The organism is Streptomyces sp. NRRL F-5122 (genome assembly GCF_001507435.1).
GTDB classification, from domain to species: Bacteria; Actinomycetota; Actinomycetes; order Streptomycetales; family Streptomycetaceae; genus Streptomyces; species Streptomyces lannensis.
The window spans coordinates 124164-149899 of sequence record NZ_LMWH01000302.1; the positions used below are offsets into that span (position 1 = coordinate 124164).

Consider the following 25736-nt stretch of genomic DNA (forward strand, 5'->3'; position numbering starts at 1 on the left):
TAACCGCCCTCATGCCGCCCAATTGGCCTATGCGGCAGGCATGTGGCTGTTCGAGGAACAGGCGTTCCTGCCCGGATACCGGGCGCGTCCGGGACATCACTGAACGGGGTCGGATTGCTCCGGACGGCCGTCCGGGTCGGTGGTGTACCGGGGCCGGATCAGCGGTCGGGTTCGGGGTCCTTGAGCCAGTTGATCAGCTCGGAGGAAAAGGCCACCGGGTCCTCCTCGTGCGGGAAGTGGCCGAGCCCGTCGAACAGCCGCCAGCGGTACGGCGCCTCGACGTACTCACCCGATCCGGCAGCGCTGCGCGTGCGCATCACGGGGTCCAGTGATCCGTGCAGATGCAGCGTGGGCACCCGCACGGGGCGCTTCATACGCCGGTTGAACTGGATGCCGTCGGGCCGGGCCAGGGAGCGCACCATCCAGCGGTACGGCTCGATCGAGCAATGCGCCGTCGAGGGGATGCTCATGGCGCGCCGGTAGGTGTCCACGGCCTCGTCGTCGGGCAGGTGCGGCCCCGACCAGTCCCGGATCAGCCGTCCGACCAGAGCGGCGTCGTCGGCGGTGAGCCGGCGCTCGGGGATCCAGGGCCGCTGGAAGCCCCAGATGTAGGACCCCGCGGTCGTCTGCTTGACGTCGCCGAGCATCGCCGAGCGCCAGCGCCTCGGGTGCGGCATCGACGAGACCACCAGCCGCCGTACGAGCTTGGGGCGCATGGCGGCCGCCGTCCAGGCGAGGTAACCGCCCAGGTCGTGGCCGACGAGCGCGGCGTCGGGCTCGCCCAGGGACCGTACGACGCCGGTGATGTCGAGCGCCAGGTTCGCGGGGTCGTAACCGCGCGGCGTGCGGTCGCTGCCTCCCACTCCGCGCAGATCCATCGCCACGGCCCTGAAGCCCGCGTCGGCGAGCGCCGTCAGCTGGTGCCGCCAGGTCCACCAGAACTGCGGGAAGCCGTGCAGCAGCAGTACCAGGGGCCCGTCGCCCAGCTCCGCGATGTGGAAACGCGCGCCGTTGGCGGCGACGTCCCGATGCGTCCAGGGCCCGTCGGGACGCACGACCGAGGTGGGTTGCGCCGAATGGGGGGCGGGGTCCGTCATGAGGACGAGCGTGCCACAGCGTCGACGTCCTTGTCGGCCGGGCTCGGCTGACGGGGGTGCGGCTTGGCGTGCTGCAGCACCCCGGCGCTCTCCTTCATCGACGCGGCGACCTTCTGCGGACCCTTGCTCTTCTTGGCCTTCTTCGCGAAGAGCAGGCCGATGAGCGCGAGCAGTCCGGCGACCAGGACGTTGGCGGCGAAGGACAGCAGGAAGCAGACGGCCATGTTCCAGCCGCTCCACGTCCGGATCCCGTACGCCAGCGCGAAGTTCAGCATGGGCAGGGAGAACAGCAATACGGCGCCCGCGGCGGAGAACGCGCCTCCGCTCGTCGCGCCACGCTTGACGTCCCGCTTGAGCTGGGCCTTCGCCAGGGCGATCTCGTCGTGCACCAGCGCGGACATTTCGGTCGTCGCCGAGGCGAACAGCTGGCCGATGCTGCGTTCGGCGCCGACCGGGCTGCCGTCGGGTGCGCTCATCGCGGTCTCCCTGTTCTCTGCGTGTTTCCGCTTTGCCTAGGCTGCGGAATTCTGTGGATGTGTCAGATCATGCCGGACGGTGGTTCTCCGTGCCTGCCCCGCCCACCACTTCGGCACGCTTGCCCTACTTCCCCTCCGGCGACCGGTCTGTGCCGGCCTTCGGCAGCCGGTCTCCTTCGGCCTCCGCCCGACGTCCCGTTCCCGGTCCGGCCCGGTTCCCCCGCTCGGTGGTTTTCCATGCGGCGGACCCTGCGTGCTGCGCGCCCCCGCGCCCGAGGATCTCCGCCATGCGCAGGTGGTGTGCAGGGCCGCCCTCCTCGTGGACGTCCGCAGCGCCGTCGAGGTCGTCGTCGCGATCCTCGTCGGCGCACAGGGCGCGGTACTTGGCGTTCCGCACCCTCAGCAGCACGCTCGCGCATGCGGCCGCGATGAGCGATCCGGTGAGGACGGAGGCCTTGACCTCGCCGGCGAGCGCGACATCGCCGGCAAACGCGAGTTCGCCGATGAGCAGCGAGACGGTGAAGCCGATTCCCGCGAGCGAGGCGACCGCGAACACGTCCGCCCAGGCGAGGCCCTCGCCGAGGGAGGCACGGGTGAAACGGACCGTCAGCCACGTACCGCCGAAGATGCCGATCGTCTTGCCGAGGACCAGGCCCAGCACGACCCCGAGCGTCACCGGCTTGGTGAACACATCCGCGAGTGCCTCGCCGGAGACGGCCACGCCCGCGTTGAACAGGGCGAACAGCGGCACCGCGAGGCCCGCCGACAAGGGCCGTACGAGATGTTCGATGTGCTCGCCCGGGGAGTGCTGCTCGTCCTCGCGGCGGTGGCAGCGCAGCATGAGCCCCATGGCCACGCCGGCGATGGTGGCGTGGACGCCGCTGTTGAGCATCAGGCCCCAGACGACCAGGGCGAGCGGGACGTACACGTACCAGCCGCGCACCCCCTTGCGCAGCAGGATCCAGAACACCACGAGCCCGGCGACGGCACCGCCGAGCGCCGCGAAGTCCACTCGGTCCGTGAAGAAGACCGCGATGATCAGGATCGCGAACAGGTCGTCCACGACGGCGAGGGTGAGCAGGAAGGCGCGCAGGGCCGACGGCAGGGAGGTGCCGATCACCGCCAGGACCGCGAGGGCGAAGGCGATGTCGGTGGCCGTGGGCACCGCCCACCCCGCGAAGGAGCCGCCGCCGGCGGCGGCTGTGAGGGCGTAGACGGCTGCGGGAGCGGCCATACCGCAGAGCGCGGCGACGACGGGGAGCACCGCGGCGCGGCGGTCCCGTAGATCGCCCGCGACCAGCTCGCGCTTGAGCTCGATCCCGGCGACGAAGAAGAAGACCGCGAGAAGGCCGTCGGCGGTCCAGTGCTGGACGGACAGCTGCAGACCGAGGGCGGCGGGACCCACGCGGTAGTGACTGAGGGTTTCGTGGCTGCCGTGCAGCGGGGGCAGATTGGCCCACAGCAGCGCCATGACCGCCGCCAGCAGGAGCAGCACACCGCCGACGGTCTCGGTGCGCAGCGCGTTCGCGACGAAGGTTCGTTCGGGCAGGGGGAGGCGGCCGAAGAACGTACGGGTGCGGGTGCTGGGCGCGGCCACGGCGATGGACCTCCGGGTCGGTACGAGTGGTTACGGCCGTCACATGCGGACGGCTTGCCGACCAGACTTCCCGGCACACCTTGAGCAGACCACTTTACCTGAGTATTACGATTGCGAATCGCGCGCTTCGGGCGAGAGCGGCAGAGGTGCCCGTGGGGCGGGTGCGGCGCGGGCCGCAAAGGCCCCGGCCATGGGCCACAGGATCAGGAAGAAAGCCCATGAAGAAGGGGCCCCGGCGCGCCGCCGGGGCTCCTTCGGGCGCAGTGGGACGGACTGCTCAGTCCTCGCTGGGCGCCGCGGGCAGCTTCGCCTGGATCAGGTCCATGACGGTGGAGTCGGTCAGCGTCGTGACGTCTCCGAGCTGACGGTTCTCGGCGACGTCACGCAGCAGCCGCCGCATGATCTTGCCGGACCGGGTCTTCGGCAGCTCGCCCACCGGAAGGATCCGCTTCGGCTTGGCGATCGGCCCGAGCGTCGCACCGACGTGGTTGCGCAGCTCGGCGACCAGGTTCTCGTCCTCGGACGCCGTGCCCCGCAGGATCACGAAGGCCACGATCGCCTGACCCGTCGTCTCGTCCGCCGCTCCCACGACCGCCGCTTCCGCGACCGCCGGGTGCGACACCAGCGCGGACTCGACCTCCGTGGTCGAGATGTTGTGGCCGGAGACGAGCATCACGTCGTCGACGCGGCCGAGGAGCCAGATGTCCCCGTCGTCGTCCTTCTTCGCGCCGTCCCCGGCGAAGTACTTGCCCTCGAAGCGCGACCAGTACGTGTCGATGAACCGCTGGTCGTCACCCCAGATGGTGCGCAGCATCGACGGCCACGGCTCGGTGAGCACGAGGTAGCCACCGCCGCCGTTCGGCACCTCGTTCGCCTCGTCGTCGACCACGGTGGCGGAGATGCCCGGCAGCGCCCGCTGTGCCGACCCGGGCTTGGTCTCCGTGACGCCCGGCAGCGGCGAGATCATCATCGCGCCGGTCTCGGTCTGCCACCAGGTGTCCACGATCGGCGTACGGTCGGCGCCGATGTGCTTGCGGTACCAGATCCATGCCTCTGGGTTGATCGGCTCACCGACGGAACCGAGCACGCGCAGGCTGCTCAGGTCGAACTTCGCGGGGATGTCGTCGCCCCACTTCATGAACGTCCGGATCGCCGTCGGCGCCGTGTACAGGATCGTGACCCCGTACTTCTGCACGATCTCCCAGAACCGGCCCTGGTGCGGGGTGTCGGGCGTGCCCTCGTACATGACCTGGGTCGCGCCGTTCGCCAGCGGCCCGTACACGATGTACGAGTGCCCGGTGACCCAGCCGACGTCCGCGGTGCACCAGTACACGTCGGTCTCGGGCTTGAGGTCGAAGACGGCATGGTGCGTGTAGGACGCCTGGGTGAGGTAGCCGCCGGAGGTGTGCAGGATGCCCTTGGGCTTACCCGTCGTCCCGGACGTGTACAGGATGAACAGCGGGTGCTCGGCATCGAACGCCTCGGGCGTGTGCTCCGCGGACTGCCGCTCGACGATCTCGTGCCACCACACATCGCGGCCCTCGGTCCAGGCGACCTCCTGGTCCGTGCGGCGCACGACGAGCACGTGCTCGACGTTGTCCACGCGCTCGATCGCGTCGTCGACGGCCGGCTTGAGCGCGGACGGCTTGCCGCGGCGGTAGCCGCCGTCGGAGGTGATGACGACCTTGGCGTCGGCGTCCTTGATGCGGGTGGCGAGGGCGTCGGCCGAGAAGCCGCCGAAGACGACGGAGTGCGCGGCTCCGATGCGGGCGCAGGCCAGCATCGCGACCGCGGTCTCGGGGATCATCGGCATGTAGACGGCGACCCGGTCGCCCTTCTGGACCCCCAGCTCCAGCAGGGCGTTCGCGGCCCTGGAGACCTCGTCCTTGAGCTCGGCGTAGGTGATGGCGCGGCTGTCGCCGGGCTCGCCCTCGAAGTGGATCGCGACGCGGTCGCCGTGGCCGGCCTCGACGTGCCGGTCGACGCAGTTGTACGCGACGTTGAGCTTGCCGTCCTTGAACCACTTGGCGAAGGGCGGGTTCGTCCAGTCGAGGGTCTCGGTGGGCTCCACGGCCCAGGTCAGCCGCCGGGCCTGCGCGGCCCAGAAGCCGAGCCTGTCAGCCTTGGCCTGCTCGTACGCCTCCGCCGTGACGTTGGCGCCCGCGGCCAGGTCGGCGGGGGGCGCGAACCTGCGCTCTTCCTTGAGCAGGTTGGCCAGGCTTTCGTTGCTCACGACATCTCCCTTTCCCAGGGTGTCCGTTGTGTCCCGTGCCACAGCTCATCAGACCGGGGGCTCGGTGACAAGGGCCGACCGGAAATTGGTTTAGACCTGTTGCGGGCTGTCATCGACCAGGTCACCTGAGGTCACGTATGCATCGCCGGCCTGGTTCATCCGGTGATGTTCGCACCTGCCGCCCGGGACGGAAGGCGGCGCATCGTGCAGATCACCGGCGTACGACCCGTGCGGCGGGCAGGACGACGGCCCCGCGGCCGGGCGCAGCCGTCCGGTCCGGACATGACGGTGCGGGGCCCGGTGGCCGGACCCCGCACCGCATGCTCCGTCACGCGGGGCTGCGCACCTCCCCGGCCGCCGCCACCTGCCCGAAGACACCGCCCTCTTCGGACGGCTCGAGCAGATACGCCTGCGCCTCGCCGACGTGGAAGTACATCCCGTGCAGTTCGAGCGCGTTCTCAGCGAGCGCCCGGGCCACGGACTCGTGCTCCCGCAGGTGCTCCAACTGCTGCACCACGTTGGTCAGACACAGCTGCTCGATCGCGTCGGCGGGCTGCCGCCCGGCGATCCGGGGGAGCGGGCGTCCCGTGTCGGCCATCCGCTCCAGGCCCGGCCGGCCGTGTCGCAACCAGCGCCGCAGAGGGGTGTTCCCTCCGTTCGCCCCGGAACCGATCAGCGCCTGCATCGCGCCGCACCCGGAGTGCCCGCACACCGTGATGGAGCGCACCTTCAGCACGTCCACGGCGTACTCGATGGCGGCCCCCACCGAGTCGTCCCCGCTCTCCTCGCCGGGCAGGGGCACCAGGTTGCCGACATTGCGGACGACGAAGAGGTCGCCGGGTCCGCTGGAGGTGATCATCGATGTCACGAGCCGCGAGTCGGCGCAGGTCAGAAAGAGCTGCGACGGCCGCTGGCCCTCGCGCGCCAGCCGGGCCAGCTCGCCGCGCACCAGCGGAGCGGTGTTCCGCTGGAAGGCGCTGATGCCGCGCGCGAGTTGTCCCCCGCTCGGTCCCGATCCGCCGTCCGGCTCACCCGGATCACCCTCGGGCGGCGCCGCCGCCGGCTGCTCGCACTGGTGGTTGCGCCACGGTGTCCAGGGCCTGCACCGACAGGTGGACGCCTCCGTCGGTCCTCGGTTCCCGGTGCGCGCGGGGGAGTCCGGCGACGGCATCGTGATGGGCGTTCCCGCTCGGCCGGTGAGGGCGATCGTGCCACCGCGCGCGCGATGTGTGCGCTGCCAGTCCTGCAGCGTCTCGTACGCGGCGTGGTCCATGAACGACCCGTCGAGCTCCACGACGGCGTCCGCCCATGCGGGCACCAGGTGCAGGGCACGGGTGAGCCGGGGCACCGCGAGGAACGTCAACTGGCCCCGGACGCGTACGAGATGAACCCCACTACGCTCCTCGTTCGTGATACGGGTGCGGGCGAGTCGGTGCAGGGCGACGCCCACGGCGGCGGCGACCCCCAGCGCCACGCCCTGCAGAACGCCCAGGAAGACGACGCCGAGCGTGGTGACGACGTAGACCAGTACCTCTCGGTGGCGGGTGACCGTGCGGATGTGGTGCAGGGACACCATCTGGATGCCCACGGCCATCACCAGGGCGGCGAGCGAGGCGAGAGGGATCAGCTCGAGCAGCGGGACCATCACCAGTGCGGCCGCCACCACCCAGACGCCGTGCAGCATCGTGGAGTTCCGGCTGATCGCGCCGGCCTGCACATTGGCCGAACTCCGGACGGCCACGCCCGCGAGCGGCAGCCCGCCCAGTGTCCCCGAGACGATGTTCGCGGCGCCCTGCCCGAGCAGCTCGCGGTCCAGGTCGGAACGGCCCATGTGAGGGTGGCGCCCGGCCGCCAGCTTGTCCACCGCGACCGCGCCGAGCAGCGACTGGACGCTGCACACCAGCGTGATGGTGAGGACGGCGGCGGCGATGCCGAGCACGGGGCCCTCGGGCAGTCCGGCAAGCGCGTGGCTGCGCCAGGACGGCAGCTCGACCTTGGGCAGGGTGAGCCCGGCGAACGAGGCGGTCACGGTGGCCCCGGCGACGGCGACGAGCGCGGCGGGGATCCTGCGCAGGAGCTGTCCCGCACGTCCGGGAAGCCGCGGCCAGGCCAGCAGGAGGGTCAGGGTCAGCACGCTCATCGAGACCGCGGCCGGTTGCAGGCGGGCCAACTGGGCGGGCAGCGCGGTGAGATTGTCGAGGACGGCGCTCTGCGGGGTACCGCCGAGCACGATGTGCAGCTGCGCGACGGCGATGGTGACGCCGATACCGGCGAGCATGCCGTGCACGATCGCGGGGCTGACGGCGAGCGCCGTACGTGCCACGCGCAGGCAGCCTAGGCCCAGTTGGGCGAGTCCGGCGAGGACCGTGATGGCGCATGTCGTACGCCATCCGTAGCGGTGGATGAGGTCGGCGGTGACCACGGTGAGACCGGCGGCGGGCCCGCTGACCTGGAGCGGGGAGCCGCCGAGCCATCCGACGACGATGCCGCCGACGGCCGCGGCCACGAGGCCGGACTGCAGCGGGGCGCCGGTGGCGAGGGCGATTCCGAGGGACAGGGGGAGGGCGATCAGAAAGACCGCGATCGAGGCCGACACGTCGGCACCCGCGATACGGAAGCGGCGGGGTGGGGTCGGCGGGGGACTGTGGGGCTGGTGCGCACGCTTCGGCCGAGTCGAGTCGGCGGCGCGGGCAGGGACGCAGGCGGGCATGGTTCCCGTCTCCTCCGGTGTGGCGCGGTCGCGGAACTGGTGGTCCCCGGCGGGGACCCGGGTCGGGCGCGGCCGTGGGTCACGGCGTACAGCGGCGGGATCTCAACACTCGGTAAATGAACCGTAATGCGAGGTAAAGGAAAACTTCTTCTATAGGAGAGCAAATAGATCATTACGTCACCCAGTGGGGTGAATCACTAGCCTCATCGGCTTGTCATACAAATTTCGGCAGTATCCCGTGTGACCTTGGCCGGGCCGCACGCGTCGCTGCGTGATTCGTCCGCACCTGATCGGCGTGGCCCCGGCTGAAGGAAGAAGGTGGGCCGAGATGACCGCCACCCGGAGGATCGCGGCGGGTGTCGCCCTGGCCGGGGCCGGCGCCGCGCTCGCCGGGTGCTCCTTCGGCGCACCCCGTCCCGGCGACGGCGCGCGAAGACTGCTCGGAGCCCATGCCCCGGGCAGTGCGGTCCGCCTGATCGGCGACGGCTCCACTTCCTACACCGGCGCCCAGCCCCATCTGCCGCGGCCCGACCGGCTCGCGCCCGGCCACGCGCCCCCGCAGTTCGTGGTCTTCTCCTGGGACGGGGCGGGAGAGGACGACCGGAGGCTGTTCTCGTACTTCCGCAAGGTGGCCAAGGCCAACAACGCGACGATGACCTACTTCCTGAGCGGCGTGTACATGCTTCCGCAGGACAAGCGCGTCCTGTACAGGCCGCCGGGACACCCGCCGGGCCGTTCGGCGATCGGCTTCAACGACAGGAAGGGCGTCAAGGAGACCGCCGAGCAGCTGCGGCTGGCCTGGCTGGACGGCAATGAGATCGGCACACATTTCAACGGCCACTTCTGTCGCGGCAGGGGCGGTGTCGGTCAGTGGTCGGTGGAGGACTGGAAGGACGAGGTCACCCAGGCGAAGGCGTTCGTGAAGTCCTGGAAGACCAATTCCGGCCTGACGAAGGAGCCTCCGCTGCCCTTCGACTACGACAAGGAGCTCATCGGAGCCCGCACCCCGTGCCTGGAGGGGCGGCAGAACTTCGTGAGGACCGCCCGGGAGCTGGGCTTCCGCTACGACTCCTCCGGTATCGGCCGGCAGCTATGGCCCAGGAAGCAGGGCGGCCTGTGGGACCTGCCCATGCAGCTCGTGCCCTTTCCCGGGCACGGCGTGGACCAGTTGGCCATGGACTACGACTTCATGACCGGCCAGTCCGGGACCCGCGGCCAGGGGGACCCCGACAAGTTCGACGCGTGGGGGGATCAGCTGCGGGACGGTCTGCTGCAGGGCTTCGAGCGGGCGTACGGCGGAAATCGGGCGCCCCTCGTCATCGGCAACCACTTCGAGTCCTGGAACGGCAGCACCTATATGCGTGCCGTCCAGGAGGTGGTCGAACGCGTCTGCACCCGGCCCGAGGTGCGTTGTGTCTCCTTCCGCCGGCTCGTGGACTGGCTCGAGGCGCAGGACCCGCGGGTCCTGGAGAAGCTCCGCACACTCCAGGTCGGCCGGGGCCCGGCGGAGGGATGGGGGTCCTTCCTGGGTGCCTCCCCCGTCCCGGCGGCACCCGGCGGCGCCCCGCACTCCCCGTCGGTGCGACCGTAGGCCCCGGACCGGACAGCGCTCACACGGCGGCCGCCAGACCCTCGTTCAGGACGAACCCCGGGTCGATCTGCGCCGCCAGATCGGTCCCGGTGCGTTCGTTGCCCCAACTCGCCGCGTTCTTCAGGTGGAAGTGCACCATCTGCCGTGTGTAGCGCTGCCAGTCGCGCACCTCGTACATGGCGTCCGCGGCGGCCCGAAGCGTGTGCAGGGAACGGCGGTTGGCGTCCTCCAGCAGTTCGAACCGCGGTGGACGCCCCTTCTCCATGGAGCGCACCCAGTCCGAATGACCGACCGTCACCAGCAGGTCGTCGCCGACCTCGGTGCGGAGGAAATCGAAGTCGTCCTGGCCCTGCACCTTGTTTCCCACGACCTTCAGGGCGACCCCGAAGTCACGGGCGTACTCCTTGTACTGGCGGTAGACGGAGACCCCCTTCCGGGTCGGCTCGGCGACGAGGAACGTCATGTCGAAGCGGGTGAACATCCCGGAGGCGAAGGAGTCCGACCCCGCCGTCATGTCGACCACCACGTACTCGTCCTGGCCGTCCACCAGGTGGTTGAGGCAGAGTTCCACCGCTCCCGTCTTGGAGTGGTAGCAGGCGACCCCCAGGTCGGCGTCCGTGAAAGGCCCCGTGACCATCAGGCGGACGGCGCCGCCGCCGAGCTCCACCGGGCGCGCGCAGGCGTCGTACACCGGGTTGTCCTCCCGCACCCGCAGCAGCCGTGAGCCCTCGCCGGGCGGTGTGGTCTTGATCATCGTGTCAGCGGAGGCGATCCGGGGATTGCAGCCGCGCAGATAGTCCTTGATCAGCCCCAGCCGGTCGCCCATGGCCGGCAGCGCGGCGGCCTCGTCCTCCTCGAGTCCGAGCGCGGCGCCCAGGTGCTGATTGATGTCGGCGTCGACGGCGACGACGGTCGCCCCCGCGGCGGCGAGATGGCGGATGAAGAGGGAGGACAGGGTCGTCTTGCCGCTGCCGCCCTTCCCGACGAAAGCAATTTTCATGTTCACCAACAGTAATCGCATGATTGCTGTGAGTGGCAGCACTCTATGAAGAAGACCACTCCATCGAAGGAGGGGGCACGGAGGTGCGTAGTGTCGTACTCATGAGTACGACAGGTGCGACCGCCGATCCGCTAGCGGCCCTGGGGACACTGCCCGGGGTGGCCGAGTCCGTGGAATCCGTGCGCAAGGCCGTGGACCGGGTCTATGGACACCGGGTCATGCGGCGCCGCAGCAACGAGGTCACCTCCGAGGCGGCGCTGCGCGGAGCGCGTGGCTCGGCGGCCCTGTCCGGGGCCGACTGGGCTCTGGAAGAGGTGCGCAGGCGCACCGACTTCAGCGGCGACGACGGCGCCCGCACCGTCGGTGCGGCCCTGCGGCTGACCGCAGAGGCAGGGCAACTGCTCTCCATCTGGCGGCAGTCGCCGCTGCGGGTGCTGGCGCGTCTGCACCTGGTGGCGGCCGCGGCGGACGACCCCCGAGTGGGGCGTCCGCGGCAGGACGGCGAGCCGGTCGACGAGCCGCTCGTGGAACTGCCGCTGCCGGGCGCGTCCGAGGTCGCCGGCCGTCTGGAAGGCCTCACCGAGCTGATCATCGCCGGAGGCTCGGCCCCGGCCCTGGTGACCGCGGCCGTGGTGCACGGCGAGCTGCTCGCCCTGCGCCCCTTCGGATCGCACAACGGCCTTGTCGCGCGCGCGGCCCAGCGCATCGTCCTCGTGGGCAGCGGTCTCGATCCCAAGGCGATCTGCTCCGCCGAGGTCGGCCACGCCGAACTCGGGCCCGCGGCCTATGCCGCCGCCCTCGACGGTTATGCGTCCGGCACCCCCCAAGGCATGGCGGCGTGGATCGCCCACTGCGGGAAGGCCGTCGAACTGGGAGTGCGCGAGTCGACCGCGGTCTGCGAGGCGCTGCAGCGCGGAGCGGCCTAGCGGCGTGCAGGACCCGGTCCCCGACGGTCCTGCACGGCCCCTGCACATGGTTGCGGCGGTACGAAGGCTCGTACCGCCGCTGGCATGCTCACAGGGTTACCAGGCGTCCTCGAAGTGTCGCCCATCAGGTCGGGAACTTCTGCCCGTCACCTGGTGCGGCTGGCCCGTAATCGACGGGTCGACGTCGCGTGGGTGCTCCGTGTTCATGCTGGGTCCGTGGGGCCAATTGCGTTTCTTAAAGGTGATCCCTTCGGATGTCCTTTGGTCTCGCGGGCCACTAAATCCTTTTGTACTCCAGCCCCGGGCCATGCGGAACCCCCGGCTGCACTTCTTTACTTTCACGTTCAAATGGGCATGAATCGGGCGCCGATGCGAAGTCGACGCACCTGCCGCCGATTCACACGGCCGAAGCGCGGCGCCGACTGGTGTACCAGACGAGCCCCGCCGTGGCGGCGGCAGCGCCTATGGCCGCCATCGCGAGCAACGCGGGCCGCGGAGGCACCGACAGCCGCTGCTTGAGCCGGACCGGGCGGTGGAAGTCCAGAATCGGCCAGCCGCGGGCGAGCGCCTCGCGCCGCAGGGTCCGGTCCGGATTCACGGCGTGCGGATGGCCGACCGACTCCAGCATGGGCAGATCGGTCACCGAGTCGCTGTACGCATAACAGCGCGCGAGGTCGTACCGCTCGGTCTCGGCGAGCTCTCTGATCGCCTCCGCCTTCGTCGGCCCGTACGCGTAGTACTCCACCTCGCCGGTGAAGCAGCCGTCGGCGCCCACGACCATACGGGTGGCCACCACGCGGTCCGCGCCCAGCAGTTCGCCGATCGGTTCGACGACCTCCGCGCCCGACGTGGACACGATCACGACGTCGCGTCCGGCGGTGTGGTGCTCCTCGATGAGGGAGGCGGCCTCGTCGTAGATGATCGGGTCGATCAGGTCGTGCAGGGTCTCGGCGACGATCTCCTTGACCTGTTGGACGTTCCAGCCGCGGCACATCGCGGACAGGTACTCGCGCATCCGCTCCATCTGGTCGTGGTCGGCGCCGCCCGCGAGGAACACGAACTGCGCGTATGCGGTACGCAACGCAGCCCTGCGGTTGATCAGCCCCCCTTGGTAGAAGGACTTGCTGAAGGTGAGTGTGCTCGACTTCGCAATGACCGTCTTGTCCAGGTCAAAGAAGGCCGCTGTGCGGGGCAAGGAGTGGTTTTCCACGGGCCCGAGCATAGGCGCCCACCATTCGGCGTAAGGTGTGGCGCGTGGGTTTGCCTGAGAGGCCTCTCGGGTACACCATGGAAGTCACGGATCGTTCGCGACCGTGCTAACCCGGTCCGACTCCTCCCCCCCCGAGTCGGCCGTGGGGACGACCCCCGCTCTCCCCCCCGGCGGGGGTCGTCGCATGTCCGGGTGGGTTTTTCGTCCTTCTCCGTGTGATCTCGGGCCCCTGCTGCGGTGCGGCGGGCTCCGCTTCTCCATGCCCATGATTCGTCACGGCGTGTAGTGGATCGAGTGCGCTGAGGAGGTTTCCCGGGCCTCGTCCGTTTGAGTGACGGCGATATTCACAACCGTTGAGTCGTCCACAGTTATCGACCAAGATCCACACGATTTCCAGGATCACCCGCACCGTGATTCCAGCGCGTCCACCGGAGGCGAGTTCATGGCCGGTTCGGTTTGCCGGGCGCGTTTGGCCGGTTCGTATCGGCCGTTCATATGGAGACCGGTTGCCGGTTCTTCACACGAGCGGGAAGCGCGGGGCCGCAGTGGGCCCGGCGGACCGCGCGGAAGAAGCAGCGAAGGGGGCTGGAGATCGTGGCGGGAGCCATTGCGCACGACGGGTCGACCGTCGTGGAAGGGCGGCGGAGCGGGCCGCTGATCGTCACCGAGGACGCCGAACTCCTCGACGACCTGCTGCGCCTGTGCGCGGCCGCGGGCGCCAGACCGGAGGTCCATCCGGGGGTGCCGGCGCACCGGGGCAGCTGGGAGGCGGCTCCTCTCGTCCTCGTCGGCGACGACGCGGCACGCCGTGTGCGCGGGGCCGCGCGCAGACGCGGAGTGGTGCTGGTCGGGCGGGATCAGGACGATCCAGGTGTCTGGCGGCGCGCCGTCGAGATCGGCGCGGACCACGTCCTGGTCCTGCCGGACGGTGAGCAGTGGCTCGTCGACCGCATCGCCGACGTCGCCGAGGGCGTCGGACGGCCCGCGCTCACCGTGGGCGTGATCGGTGGCCGCGGCGGGGCCGGAGCGTCCACGCTCGCCTGCGCCCTGGCCGTCACCTCGGCGCGCGAGGGCAGGCGCACGCTGCTGGTGGACGCGGATCCCCTGGGCGGCGGACTCGACGTACTCCTCGGTGGCGAGACCGCCGAAGGGCTGCGCTGGCCCGCGTTCGCCGCCTCGCGGGGCCGCGTCGGGGGCGGTGCCCTGGAGGAGTCCCTGCCGAAGCTGCATGCCCTGCGGGTGCTGAGCTGGGACCGCGGCGACACCGTGGCGGTCCCGCCCCAGGCGGTGCGCGCGGTCCTCGCCGCGGCCAGACGGCGCGGCGGAGCGGTCGTCGTCGACCTGCCCCGCCGCGTCGACGAGGGTGTCGCCGAAGTGCTCGCCCAGGTGGACGTCGGGGTGCTGGTCGTCCCGGCCGAACTGCGCGCCGTCGCGGCCGCGCGGCGGGTGGCGTCGGCCGTCGGCATGGTCCTGGGCGATCTGCGGATCGCGGTACGGGGGCCGTTCGCGCCCGGCCTCGACGACCGCGAGGTGGCGCGGCTGATGGGACTGCCGCTGGTCGGCGAGGTGCCCTCCGAGGACACCCCGCGCGATGGTTGCGCACCGCCCGGGGGAGCGGCGCGGGGGCCGCTCGCCCGGTTCTGCTCGGCCTTCTGGCAGCGGGCCTCGGCCGAGGCGGGTGACTGATCCATGGAGGCGGGATGGACCCGGAGGACCGCGGCGGATCGCGGCACGGTACTCGGTCCGGAGCTGGCTGAGGGCGCCGAGCGTGCGGCCGTGCTCGGCGAACGGACGCGGCTGCTCGACGGAGTGCGCCAGTGGCTGGCCGAGAGCGGGGCCGAGCCGACCCCCGCGCGCGTGGCACAGGCGCTGCGCGAGCAGGGGCGGGTGCTCGGCGACGCGGAAGTGCTGGGAGCGGCCCGGCAGTTGCGCTCGGAACTGGTCGGCAGCGGCCCTCTGGAGCCGTTGCTCGCCGATCCCTCCGTTACCGACGTCCTGGTCTCGGCACCCGACCGGGTGTGGGTGGACCGGGGCGGCGGACTGGAATTGACGGATGTGTCCTTTCCGGACGCCGCGGCGGTGCGACGCCTTGCGCAGCGCCTCGCCGCGGTGGCCGGGCGGCGGCTCGACGACGCCAGACCGTGGGTCGACGCCCGCCTGCCCGACGGGACGCGGCTGCACGCGGTGCTCCCGCCGGTCGCCGTCGGTTGCACGTGCCTGTCGCTGAGGGTCGTGCGTCCGCGGGCGTTCACCCTCGACGAACTGGTGGCGGAGGGGACGGTGCCGCCGGGCGGGGACCGGGTGTTGCGGGCGCTGATCGCCTCCCGGCTCTCCTATGTGATCAGCGGCGGGACCGGCACGGGGAAGACCACCCTGCTGAGCGCGCTGCTGGGCGTGGTGGGGCCGTCGGAGCGGATCGTGTTGGCCGAGGACTCGGCGGAGCTGCGGCCCGAGCACCCCCATGTGGTGCGCCTCGAGGGACGGCCCGCGAACCAGGAGGGCGTGGGGCTGGTGGAGCTCCAGGACCTGGTGCGGCAGGCGCTGCGGATGCGCCCCGACCGGCTGGTCGTCGGCGAGGTCCGCGGGCCCGAGGTGGTGTCGCTGCTTGCGGCGCTGAACACGGGCCACGAGGGCGGGTGCGGCACTCTCCACGCGAACGCGGCGGCCCAGGTGCCCGCACGGCTGGAGGCGCTGGGCACCGCGGCGGGTCTGGACCGGGCGGCGCTGCACAGCCAGTTGGCGGCCGCGCTGTCAGTGGTCCTCCATCTCGTGCGGGACCGGAGCGGGCGCCGCCGTATCGCGGAGGTGCATGTGCTGGAGCGGGACGCGTCGGGGCTCGTGGTGACGGTGCCCGCTCTGAGATGGGGCCGGGAGGCATTCACGCGGGAGCGGGGCTGGGAGCGACTGAGGGAACTGCTCCGGCACGGAAGGGACGAAAGCGGCTCGAGTGACGGAGATGAGGTGTGGTGACGATGATCGGTCAGATGTCACTCGCCGTCGGGCCGGCGTGTGCCGGGGCGGCGGCCTGGCTGATGAGCGGCTCGGGCAAGCGGGCGCGTCGTGCCCGATCGCTGTTCGCGGACGGCGGTCCGACGGCGGGGATCGGTCCGCCGCACTGGGAGCGGGCCTTGGCACGGGTGCGCCGGTTGCCGGCCGAATGGTGGTCGGTCGTCGGGGGTGTGCTGATCGCGGTGCTCGGTGCTTCCGCCCTGCCGCTGGCGGCCGGGGTGGTCGGGGTGCCGCTGCTGCGCCGGGTGCGGCGGGCACGCGAGGCACGGAAGGTGCGGGAAGCGCGTGGCGCTGCCGTGATCGCGTTGTGCGGGGCGCTCGCCGGGGAGGTGCGTGCGGGCCGTCAGCCGGGCGAGGCACTGCTGTCAGCGGCGCGGGACGCGGGCGGCCTCGGCGGAGCGCAGGCACAGGTGCTGGCGGCCGCGCGGTTCGGCGGCGATGTGCCGGGCGCGCTCGCGGCCGCGGCACGACAGCCCGGGGCCGACGGGTTGTCCGGGCTGGCCGCGTGCTGGCGGGTGGCCGTGGACCGGGGGGCGGGACTGGCCGCCGGACTGGATCGGCTGGAGGGCGCTCTTCGCGCCGAGCGTGATCAACGGGATGACCTCCGTGCCCAGTTGGCGGGTGCCCGGTCGACGGCGGTACTTCTCGCGGGGCTGCCTGTCCTCGGCCTGCTGCTCGGCACCCTGCTGGGCGCACGCCCGCTGCATGTGCTGCTGCACACCGGTGCGGGCCTCGGCTGTCTCCTGGTGGGCGGTGTTCTGGAAGGGGCGGGGCTGTGGTGGGCCATGCGGATCGTGCGCGGAGCGGAGGCGGCATGAGCGTCGGCCTTGTCCACAGGCTGGGGGTGCTGTGTGGGGTGGCGGCGCTGTGGTGGGCGATGCGCCTGATGGCAGCGGCGCGGCGTGAGCGTCGGGCGCGGCGTCGGCTGACCGCGGTGCTGGGGGCGGGCGGCCCGGCCGAGGTGCGGCGGACCCCGGCGTCCTTGTTGGTGGCCGGGTGGGGACGCGCGGCGGGTGCCGGGCCGGTCGGCCGATGGACCGGGGCGCCGGGTGCCGCGGCGGGGGAACTGTCGACGGGGGCTCCGGGTGCCGCAGGCCGGCGGGGCGACGCGCGGGACACCGCGCGGCGGTGGCTGCCCGTCGCGGGGGCGCTGTGCGCCGGCTGGGTGCTGCTCGGCGGATTCGGCGGACCGGTGGCGGGTCTGGTCGTCGGGCTCGGTGTGAGGCGATGGCGGGACCGGCAGGAAGCCGACCGGCTCGCGGAGGAGTACAACCCCGCCGTGGCGGCCCGTCGGCTTCCGTCGGCGGCCGATCTGCTGGCGGCGTGCATCGCGGCCGGTGCGACCCCCGTGGCGGCCGCACAGGCGGTGGGTGAAGCACTGGAGGGACCGGTCGGCGAGCGGCTGGCGCGGGGCGCGGCCGAAGTGCGGCTCGGGGCAGAACCGGCCGACGCATGGCGGCGGCTGGCATCCCTCCCCGGCGCCGCGCCGCTGGCGCGACTCCTGGAACGGGCGGGTGACTCCGGCGCGCCGGCGGCCGCGCCGGTCGGCCGGCTCGCTGCCGAGGCCCGCGCCGAGTGGGGCCGGACGGCGACGGCGCGGGCGCGCCGGGCGGGGGTCATGGTCACCGCTCCGGTGGGTCTGTGCTTCCTGCCCGCGTTCATCGCGGTCGGGGTGCTTCCCGTGGTGATCGGGCTCGCGGGAGGGCTGCTGGGAGGAGGTGGCCGATGACGGACCGGACCTGACGAACCGAACGAACGAGACCGACATCAGCAGACCGACATCAGCAGACCGATACAGGCAGACCAAAAAAGCAGATCAACACAAGCAGACCGATTCCGGCGAACCGGATCGGACAGATCGACGGACGAGAACCTCACGGGGGTCGGCATGGGCAAGGCGGTACGAGTACGGGTCCGGGCGCGTGCGCTGGTGCGCCGGGTACGGGCGGCGATGCGCGAAGAGGCGGGCATGGTGACGTCCGAGTACGCGATGGGGGTCATCGCCGCGGTGGCCTTCGCGACGGTCCTCTACAAGGTGGTGACGAGCGGGCAGGTCAGCGGGGAGCTGCAGGACATCGTGAGGCGGGCGCTCGATGTCCGGATGTGACCGGGCGGCGGGGCGCGGCGGGTCGGGCCCGGACTGCGACCGCGGGTTCGTGACGGCGGAGACCGCGGTCGTACTGCCCGCCCTGGTGCTCTTCGCCATGGCCCTTGTGTGGGCCCTGCTGGCCGTGTCCGCGCAGATCCAGTGCGTGGACGCGGCCCGGGCGGGGGCCCGGGCGGCGGCTCGGCAGGAGCCGCCGGAGGTGGTCGCGGAGATGGTCCGGCAGGCCGCGCCCGACGGGGCGAGGGTGACGGTGAACCGGCGGGGCGAGCTGGTGCATGTGCTGGTCGTCGCCCACCCACCGGGCCCCGACGCACTTCGGCTCGAACTGCGCCACGAGGCAGTGGCGTCGGCCGAGGACATCGCGGGGGAGGACCGGTGAGACACCGGGGCGGAGCGGTGAGGTTGCGCCGACTGCTGAAGGCGACGTGGCCGGGGCGCCGGCCGGCCGGAGACCGCGGCTCGGCGACTGTCTGGTGCGTCTGTGTGATCGGTGCCCTGTGTGCCGTGTTCGGGGCGCTGCTGGGGCAGGGCGAGGCCGTGCTGGCCCGCCACCGTGCGGCCGGCGCGGCCGATCTGGCGGCGCTCGCGGCCGCCGACCACTGGGCGGACGGGGAGGAGAGCGCGTGCGACACGGCCGGACGTGTCGCGGCGGCCCAGGGCAGCCGGCTCGTGCGGTGCGCGGTCGTGGGCGAGGTCTCCGACGTCACGGCGGCGTCGGCCTCGGGACCGTTCACCGCCGAGGTCAGGGCGAGGGCGGGCCCGGCCGAACCGGCGGCGCAGGGCGGACGCCCGGAACCTCCGCCTCGCTCTCCTTCCGCTCCGCGGCCTCGGCAGCGTTCTCCGGCGCCCCGCGCAACAGCACCGTGAGGAGCCGCACGGCGCCCCTCTTGTGCAGCGGATCGTTGCCGTTGCCGCACTTGGGGGACTGGATGCAGGACGGGCACCCCGCCTCGCACTCGCAGGACGCGATGGCCTGGCGGGTGGCGGTCAGCCAGGCGCCGGCCGTGTGGAAGGCGCGTTCCGCGAAGCCCGCGCCGCCCGGGTGGCCGTCGTAGACGAAGACCGTGGGGAGGAGGGTGTCCGGGTGGAGCGGGACGGAGACGCCTCCGATGTCCCAGCGGTCGCAGGTGGCGAAGAGCGGGAGCATGCCGATCGAGGCGTGTTCGGCGGCGTGCAGGGCGCCGCCGAGGATCTCCGGGTTGATCCGGGCCTCGTCCAGCTGGTCCTCGGTGACCGTCCACCACACGGCACGGGTGCGCAGCGTACGGGGAGGCAGATCGAGTTTCGTCTCACCCAGCACTTCACCGGTGATGACACGCCGACGCAGAAAGGAGACGACCTGGTTGGTGACCTCGACCGAGCCGTAGCACAGCCGTCCGTCGCCCCAGGGGATCTCGACGTCCGTTTCCAGGACGGAGATGGCCGTCGTGTCGCGGGCGACCGTCGAGTAGGGAGGGCTGGCCTCCTCGACCAGGGCCACGGAGTCCTCCAGGTCGAGGGTCCGCACCAGATACGTGCGGCCCTGGTGGAGATGGACCGCGCCCTCGTGAACCGTCGTGTGCGCGGAGCCGGCGTCGACCGTGCCCAGCAGTCGTCCGGTGCCGGCCTCCACGACCTGGACGGGCCGCCCGCCCTCCCCGCGGATGTCCGTGAGGTCGGCGGCCCGCTCCCGGCGGGTCCAGTGCCAGGCCTTGGTCCGGCGGCGCAGCAGCTTCGCGGCCTCCAGCTGGGGGAGCAGTCCCTCGGTGGTGGGGCCGAAGAGCTCCAGGTCCTCCTCCGTCAGCGGGAGCTCCGCCGCCGCCGCGCACAGATGGGGGGCCAGGACGTAGGGGTTGTCCGGGTCGAGGACGGTGGACTCAACCGGCTGGTCGAAGAGGGCCTCGGGATGGTGGACGAGGAACGTGTCCAGTGGGTCGTCCCGGGCGATCAGCACCGCGAGGGCGCCCTGACCCGCGCGGCCGGCGCGGCCCGCCTGCTGCCACAGCGACGCCCGTGTGCCGGGGTAGCCCGCGATGAGGACGGCGTCCAGGCCCGAGACGTCGATCCCGAGCTCGAGGGCGGTGGTGGCGGCGAGGCCGAGCAGTTCTCCGGAGTGCAGGGCGCGTTCCAGGGCGCGGCGCTCCTCGGGGAGGTAGCCGCCGCGGTAGGCGGCCACGCGCCGCGCCAGGGAGCGGTCGACCTCGGCCAGCCGCTCCTGGGCGATGACAGAGATCAGCTCGGCGCCCCGGCGGGAGCGGACGAAGGCGACCGAGCGGACGCCCTGCACGGCCAGGTCGGTCAGCAGATCGGCGGTCTCGGCGGTGGCCGTACGCCGGACGGGTGCGCCCTTCTCGCCGTGCAGCTCGGTGAGCGGGGGCTCCCACAGGGCGAAGACGAGCTCGCCGCGCGGGGAGGCGTCGTCGGCGACCTCGACCACGGGGACGCCGGTGAGGCGGCGCGCGGCCACCGAGGGCTCGGCGGCGGTCGCGGAGGCCAGCAGGAACACGGGTGAGGCTCCGTAGCGGGCGCACAGGCGCCGCAGACGGCGCAGGACCTGGGCGACGTGGGAGCCGAAGACGCCCCGGTAGGTGTGGGACTCGTCGATGACGACGTACTTCAGGGCGCGCAGGAAGGAGGACCAGCGCGGGTGGGAGGGCAATATGCCGCGATGCAGCATGTCGGGGTTGGTGAGCACGTAGTTGGCGTACTGACGCACCCATTCGCGTTCTTCCGGCGGTGTGTCTCCGTCGTACACCGCGGGGCGGATCGCCGTGCCCAGAGGTTGTGAAAGTTTCTTCACGGATCGGCACTGATCCGCCGCGAGCGCCTTGGTCGGGGCGAGGTACAGGGCGGTCCCGCCGCGGCCGTTCGGGGCCTCCGCGCCGTCCAGCAGGCGGGAGAGCACCGGCACGAGATAGGCGAGCGACTTGCCGGACGCCGTGCCGGTGGCGACGATCACGGAATCGCCGTCCAGCGCGTGCTCGGCGGCGAGGGCCTGATGGGCCCACGGGTGCTCGATGCCCGCGTCCTGCACGGCGGCTATGACCTCGGCGCGGATCCGGTCCGGCCAGACGGCATGGCGGCCCTCTCTCGGGGGCAAGTGCTCCGTATGAGTGATGCGCGCAGCCCGGCTCGGTCCCGAGGCGAGCCGGCCCAGGACCGTGCCCGGAGAGACGCGGGACACGGGGCCCGACAGGGTTCGATCGGATCGGTGATTCTTGGCCATCGGCACCGAGTGTGTCACCGGAGTGACGGACAATGGGTCCAAGGCGTCGTGCACGCCTGCCGGTAAGTGATTGAATGCCATCGCGGCTGGCGAACCGTCCCGGGGGTCTGCCGAGGTGTCCCGAGGGGCGACCGCTCGATAGCAAGGTGCTGGAGGATCCGTGGACCTGTCCCTGTCGACCCGTACCGTCGGCGATCGTACGGTCGTCGAGGTCGGTGGCGAAATCGACGTATATACCGCGCCCAAGCTGCGCGAGCAGCTGGTCGAGCTGGTGAACGACGGGAATTTCCACCTCGTCGTCGACATGGAGGGCGTGGACTTCCTCGACTCCACCGGGCTCGGCGTGCTGGTGGGTGGCTTGAAGCGCGTTCGGGCCCATGAAGGGTCCCTGCGCCTGGTGTGCAACCAGGAGCGCATTCTCAAGATCTTCCGCATCACCGGCCTCACCAAGGTGTTCCCCATTCACACCTCGGTCGAGGAAGCGGTGGCGGCCACCGACTGACTCCGTTCCAGGGCCGTAGTGCCCGGACGGCAGAAGCAAGAGACGGGGGGCCGGGTCCTTGCGGCCCGGCCCCCCGACCGCACGCCCGAAGTTCCGAGGGGGATGCATGGCCACCGTTGAACTCCTCTTCAGCGCGCTGCCAGAACATGTCAGGACCGCCCGACTCGTGGCGGCGGCCGTGGCGCGCCGAGCTGGGGTTGAGGAGGCCGTGCTCGACGAGGTCAGGCTCGCCGTCGGTGAGGCCTGCACCCGGGCCGTCGGACTGCACCAGAGCAACGGCATCTCGGCGCCGGTGCGGGTGCTGCTGACCGAGGAGGAGAAGCAGTTCTCCATCGAGGTCGGTGACGAGGCGCCGCACGTGGCGCTCGGTGGAAGAACGCCGGGTGCCGACGAGGCGGACGCGGAGGCCGAGGAGGACGAGATGGGCCTCGCGGTCATCAGCGGTCTTGTCGACGACGTCGAGGTCACCGCCGGGGAGAACGGCGGACAGATCAGGATGAGCTGGCCGACCGTGCCGCCCGCCACGCTCCCTGCCTGATCCTTCTCGCACCCCCTTTCTGTGCTTTTCATACGTTTTTGAAGGGCCCTGCCTGTACAGGGCCCTTCTTTTTGTACAGTCGCACCGGAATTCGTGAATCGCTTCACGATCAATCGCGTGATGATTTGATCAAGTTCTGATCCAGTCAATGGTTTTGAGGCATTACCTCTTTCGGGTTCTGTGGCGCACGTGCGATCTTTTGCTGAAGAGGAGGTGAAGGCCAATTCCGTTTACCGCGCACTGTTTTGATCAGGGTCCGCTACCTACAATCCGTCCACATCTTGAGCTCAGCCCAAGCGTCAAGGAGGACGAATGGCGGGGCTTTCTACCCCTCAACAGTTTGATCACCCCACAACCCTCGCAGCCGCAGTACTGACCGACAGCAACCGCCTGATCGTGGTGGTCATCGGGGTTGTCGCCCTGGCGGCCCTCGCGGTCGCCGGGGTCCTGGTCCGTCAGGTGCTCGCGGCAGGCGAGGGCACCGACAGTATGAAGAAGATCGCTGCGGCGGTGCAGGAAGGCGCGAACGCCTATCTGGCCCGGCAGCTTCGCACGCTCGGCGTATTCGCCGTGGTCGTGTTCTTCCTGCTCCTGCTGCTGCCCGCGGACGACTGGAATCAGCGCGCCGGACGATCGGTGTTCTTCCTGATCGGCGCGCTGTTCTCGGCAGCCACCGGCTATATCGGCATGTGGCTCGCAGTGCGGAGCAATGTGCGGGTTGCTGCGGCGGCGCGCGAGGCGACGCCTGCAGAAGGTGAGCCGGAAAAGGATCTCACCGCCGTCTCGCACAAAGCCATGAAGATCGCCTTCCGCACGGGTGGCGTCGTCGGCATGTTCACCGTGGGGCTCGGTCTGCTGGGCGCCTCCTGTGTGGTGCTCGTGTACGCGGCGGACGCGCCGAAGGTCCTGGAGGGCTTCGGCCTGGGCGCGGCGCTGATCGCCATGTTCATGCGTGTCGGTGGCGGCATCTTCACCAAGGCCGCCGACGTCGGCGCCGACCTGGTCGGCAAGGTCGAGCAGGGCATTCCGGAGGATGATCCGCGCAATGCCGCGACCATCGCCGACAATGTGGGCGACAACGTCGGCGACTGTGCCGGCATGGCAGCCGACCTCTTCGAGTCCTACGCCGTGACGCTCGTCGCGGCGCTGATCCTCGGCAAGGCGGCCTTCGGCGACTCGGGACTGGCGTTCCCTCTGATCGTGCCTGCGATCGGGGTGGTGACCGCGATGATCGGAATCTTCGCGGTGGCCCCGCGTCGCACCGACCGCAGCGGTATGTCCGCCATCAACCGCGGATTCTTCGTCTCCGCGGTGATCTCGCTGGCGCTGGTCGCGGCGGCCGTGTTCATTTATCTGCCGTCGTCGTACGCCGATCTCAAGGGCATCTCCGACGCGGCCATCCGGGCCAACGACGGGGATCCGCGGATCCTCGCGCTGGTGGCGGTGGCCATCGGCATCGTGCTCGCGGCCCTGATCCAGCAGCTGACCGGCTACTTCACCGAGACCACGCGCCGTCCGGTGCGGGACATCGGCAAGACCTCGCTGACCGGCCCCGCCACCGTGGTGCTCGCCGGCATCTCCGTGGGTCTGGAGTCGGCCGTCTACACCGCGCTGCTGATCGGGCTCGGTGTGTACGGGGCGTTCCTGCTCGGCGGTACGTCGATCATGCTCGCCCTCTTCGCGGTGGCGCTGGCCGGTACGGGCCTGCTCACCACGGTCGGCGTGATCGTCGCCATGGACACCTTCGGTCCGGTCTCCGACAACGCGCAGGGCATCGCCGAGATGTCCGGCGACGTGGTGGGCTCCGGCGCGCAGGTGCTGACCGATCTGGACGCGGTGGGCAACACCACGAAGGCGATCACCAAGGGCATCGCCATCGCCACCGCCGTCCTCGCGGCCTCGGCGCTCTTCGGCTCGTATCGCGACGCGATCACCACGGCCGCACAGGACGTGGGCGAGAAGGTCGGGAACGGCGGGCCGCTGAACCTGGTCATGGACATCTCCCAGCCCAACAACCTGGTCGGCCTCATCGTGGGCGCGGCGGTCGTCTTCCTCTTCTCGGGGCTGGCGATCAACGCGGTGTCGCGGTCCGCGGGCGCGGTGGTCTTCGAGGTGCGCCGGCAGTTCCGGGAGAAGCCCGGGATCATGAACTACACGGAGACGCCGGAGTACGGCAAGGTCGTCGACATCTGCACCAAGGACGCCCTCCGGGAGCTGGCCACACCCGGCCTGCTCGCCGTCATGGCACCCATCGCCATCGGGTTCACACTCGGTGTGGGTGCGCTCGGCGCGTATCTGGCGGGCGCGATCGGCACCGGCACGCTGATGGCGGTGTTCCTCGCCAACTCCGGTGGTGCCTGGGACAACGCCAAGAAGCTGGTGGAGGACGGCCACCACGGCGGCAAGGGCAGCGAGGCGCATGCCGCGACGGTGATCGGCGACACGGTCGGCGACCCCTTCAAGGACACCGCGGGGCCGGCGATCAACCCGCTGCTCAAGGTGATGAACCTGGTGTCGCTGCTCATCGCACCCGCGGTGATCAAGTTCTCGTACGGCAGTGACAAGAGTCTCGCCCTGCGGATCCTGATCGCCGTGCTGGCGATCCTGGTGATCGTGGTGGCGGTCTACATCTCCAAGCGCCGCGGTATCGCGGTGGGTGACGAAGACAACGCCGAACGAGTGTCCAAGTCGGCGGATCCGGCGGTGGTTTCCTAGCCGCTTCCACAGCACCCGCACTTCGACCTGGTCAGGTACGGGTCAATGGGCGGGCGTACGGTGCTCTTCGCGACGCCGTGCGCCCGCCCTGTTGTGTTCGAGCCCGCTCCGTGAGCCTTCTCTCGCTTGGTGCAAATGGCCGCAAGAGCAGAGATAAGTAATATTCAGCGTGCGGCTGTCACCCGGTTGGCGTGTATGTTCCGGGGCCGAGAGAGCCATGGAAGGGACCAAACCGGTGAACAAGAAGCTCGCGGCCGCACTGTCCGGCGGTGCGGTACTGGTACTGGCGCTGTCGGGATGCACCAGCGGCAGCGGTGCAGTCGACGACAAGCTGGGCTCCTGGGCCAAGCAGGTGTGCGAGTCGGTGCAGCCGCAGGCCAAGAAGATCGCGGCCGCCAGCTCCGCGATCCAGAAGGAGACCTCGGACAACAGCGCGCCGGAGCAGGTCCGGAAGACCGACTCCCAGGCCTTCCGGGACATGGCCGACGCCTACAAGGCGATCGGGGCGGCCGTCCAGAGGGCGGGCGCGCCGGACGTCGACAACGGCGCGACGAAACAGAAGAACGCGGTCAAGGAGCTCAACGACATCTCCACCGCCTACGGCGATCTGCAGAAGCAGGTGGACGGCCTCGACACCAAGGACCAGGCGAAGTTCGCCGACGGCCTCAAGGGGATCGCGACCAAGCTCGACACGCTGAGCCAGAGCGGGAACGACGCGCTGAAGGAGCTGGAGGCGGGTGACGTCGGGAAGGCGATGTCGCAGCAGGCGAGCTGCAAGTCCGCGTCCGCCTCGGCCTCGCCGACGGCCGCCTGAGCGGCG

Annotated in this window: 20 protein-coding genes and 1 pseudogene; 13 read left to right on the forward strand and 8 right to left on the reverse strand. The window is 70.9% G+C overall.

Features of this window, described 5'->3' with window-relative positions:
- Nucleotides 1–158: 158 nt before the first annotated feature.
- From ADL25_RS44110 to ADL25_RS44130, 5 genes are all read right to left on the reverse strand, one after another.
- Nucleotides 159–1097, reverse strand: a complete 939-nt coding sequence (locus ADL25_RS44110) for an alpha/beta fold hydrolase (RefSeq protein WP_059133601.1) — start codon at nucleotides 1095–1097, stop codon at nucleotides 159–161.
- Nucleotides 1094–1573 (reverse strand): phage holin family protein, encoded by a 480-nt coding sequence (locus tag ADL25_RS44115; RefSeq protein WP_059133602.1) that lies wholly within the window; start codon nucleotides 1571–1573, stop codon nucleotides 1094–1096. Before ADL25_RS44115 ends, ADL25_RS44110 begins: the two co-directional genes overlap by 4 nt.
- Before the next feature lie 124 nt (nucleotides 1574–1697).
- Nucleotides 1698–3170: a Na+/H+ antiporter NhaA gene (gene nhaA / locus ADL25_RS44120; protein ID WP_079051032.1), complete on the reverse strand. Its 1473-nt coding sequence runs from the start codon at nucleotides 3168–3170 to the stop codon at nucleotides 1698–1700.
- 277 nt (nucleotides 3171–3447) lie between these two features.
- Nucleotides 3448–5445 carry an acetate--CoA ligase gene (gene acs, locus ADL25_RS44125; protein WP_181923122.1) on the reverse strand — a complete coding sequence of 666 codons (1998 nt, stop codon included), beginning with the start codon at nucleotides 5443–5445 and terminating at the stop codon, nucleotides 3448–3450.
- 286 nt (nucleotides 5446–5731) lie between these two features.
- Nucleotides 5732–8113: a SulP family inorganic anion transporter gene (locus tag ADL25_RS44130; RefSeq protein WP_059133604.1), complete on the reverse strand. Its 2382-nt coding sequence runs from the start codon at nucleotides 8111–8113 to the stop codon at nucleotides 5732–5734.
- Nucleotides 8114–8441: 328 nt separating this feature from the next.
- On the opposite strand from ADL25_RS44130, the gene ADL25_RS44135 reads away from it, so the two are divergent.
- Nucleotides 8442–9704, forward strand: a complete 1263-nt coding sequence (locus tag ADL25_RS44135) for a hypothetical protein (protein ID WP_059133605.1) — start codon at nucleotides 8442–8444, stop codon at nucleotides 9702–9704.
- A gap of 19 nt (nucleotides 9705–9723) precedes the next feature.
- On the opposite strand, the gene ADL25_RS44140 is transcribed toward ADL25_RS44135, so the two are convergent.
- Nucleotides 9724–10704 carry an ATP-binding protein gene (locus tag ADL25_RS44140; RefSeq protein ID WP_059133606.1) on the reverse strand — a complete coding sequence of 327 codons (981 nt, stop codon included), beginning with the start codon at nucleotides 10702–10704 and terminating at the stop codon, nucleotides 9724–9726.
- Nucleotides 10705–10805: 101 nt separating this feature from the next.
- Between ADL25_RS44140 and ADL25_RS44145 the strand changes: the two genes are divergently transcribed.
- A complete protein-coding gene (locus ADL25_RS44145; protein WP_059133607.1) occupies nucleotides 10806–11630 on the forward strand; it encodes a hypothetical protein in 825 nt (274 codons plus the stop codon).
- 397 nt (nucleotides 11631–12027) lie between these two features.
- Here ADL25_RS44145 and ADL25_RS44150 read toward each other — a convergent pair whose 3' ends face one another.
- On the reverse strand, nucleotides 12028–12852 hold the full coding sequence (locus ADL25_RS44150; RefSeq protein ID WP_059133608.1) for an HAD family hydrolase: 825 nt from the start codon (nucleotides 12850–12852) through the stop codon (nucleotides 12028–12030).
- Nucleotides 12853–13434: 582 nt separating this feature from the next.
- Here ADL25_RS44150 and ssd point away from each other — a divergent pair.
- The 7 genes and pseudogenes from ssd to ADL25_RS52555 all read left to right on the forward strand — a co-directional run.
- On the forward strand, nucleotides 13435–14526 hold the full coding sequence (gene ssd, locus ADL25_RS44155) for a septum site-determining protein Ssd (protein WP_059133689.1): 1092 nt from the start codon (nucleotides 13435–13437) through the stop codon (nucleotides 14524–14526).
- A 3-nt stretch (nucleotides 14527–14529) separates the two neighbouring features.
- Nucleotides 14530–15810, forward strand: a complete 1281-nt coding sequence (locus ADL25_RS44160) for a TadA family conjugal transfer-associated ATPase (protein ID WP_416070634.1) — start codon at nucleotides 14530–14532, stop codon at nucleotides 15808–15810.
- Between the two features lie 2 nt (nucleotides 15811–15812).
- Nucleotides 15813–16667 (forward strand): type II secretion system F family protein, encoded by an 855-nt coding sequence (locus tag ADL25_RS44165; protein WP_199839316.1) that lies wholly within the window; start codon nucleotides 15813–15815, stop codon nucleotides 16665–16667.
- Nucleotides 16664–17578, forward strand: coding sequence for a type II secretion system F family protein (locus ADL25_RS44170; protein WP_059133610.1), 915 nt, complete (start codon nucleotides 16664–16666; stop codon nucleotides 17576–17578). Before ADL25_RS44165 ends, ADL25_RS44170 begins: the two co-directional genes overlap by 4 nt.
- A gap of 159 nt (nucleotides 17579–17737) precedes the next feature.
- Nucleotides 17738–17956 (forward strand): DUF4244 domain-containing protein, encoded by a 219-nt coding sequence (locus ADL25_RS47660; protein WP_079051033.1) that lies wholly within the window; start codon nucleotides 17738–17740, stop codon nucleotides 17954–17956.
- Complete coding sequence (locus ADL25_RS44175; RefSeq protein ID WP_059133611.1) at nucleotides 17943–18335, forward strand: TadE family type IV pilus minor pilin; 393 nt, start codon at nucleotides 17943–17945, stop codon at nucleotides 18333–18335. The genes ADL25_RS47660 and ADL25_RS44175 overlap by 14 nt, the downstream gene beginning before the upstream one ends.
- A 125-nt stretch (nucleotides 18336–18460) precedes the next feature.
- Nucleotides 18461–18658: pseudogene (locus ADL25_RS52555) on the forward strand (Rv3654c family TadE-like protein); the annotation flags it as partial.
- A 40-nt stretch (nucleotides 18659–18698) separates the two neighbouring features.
- Here ADL25_RS52555 and ADL25_RS44180 read toward each other — a convergent pair.
- The gene (locus ADL25_RS44180) at nucleotides 18699–21242 is read right to left on the reverse strand and encodes a DEAD/DEAH box helicase (protein WP_234381306.1); all 2544 of its coding nucleotides are present in this window, start codon (nucleotides 21240–21242) and stop codon (nucleotides 18699–18701) included.
- Nucleotides 21243–21321: 79 nt separating this feature from the next.
- On the opposite strand from ADL25_RS44180, the gene bldG reads away from it, so the two are divergent.
- From bldG to ADL25_RS44200, 4 genes are all read left to right on the forward strand, one after another.
- Complete coding sequence (gene bldG / locus ADL25_RS44185; protein ID WP_010986038.1) at nucleotides 21322–21663, forward strand: anti-sigma factor antagonist BldG; 342 nt, start codon at nucleotides 21322–21324, stop codon at nucleotides 21661–21663.
- Nucleotides 21664–21769: 106 nt separating this feature from the next.
- Nucleotides 21770–22201 (forward strand): ATP-binding protein, encoded by a 432-nt coding sequence (locus ADL25_RS44190; RefSeq protein ID WP_059133612.1) that lies wholly within the window; start codon nucleotides 21770–21772, stop codon nucleotides 22199–22201.
- A 312-nt stretch (nucleotides 22202–22513) separates the two neighbouring features.
- Nucleotides 22514–24916 (forward strand): sodium-translocating pyrophosphatase, encoded by a 2403-nt coding sequence (locus ADL25_RS44195; RefSeq protein WP_059133613.1) that lies wholly within the window; start codon nucleotides 22514–22516, stop codon nucleotides 24914–24916.
- A gap of 217 nt (nucleotides 24917–25133) precedes the next feature.
- Nucleotides 25134–25730 (forward strand): hypothetical protein, encoded by a 597-nt coding sequence (locus ADL25_RS44200; RefSeq protein WP_059133614.1) that lies wholly within the window; start codon nucleotides 25134–25136, stop codon nucleotides 25728–25730.
- Nucleotides 25731–25736: the final 6 nt, after the last annotated feature.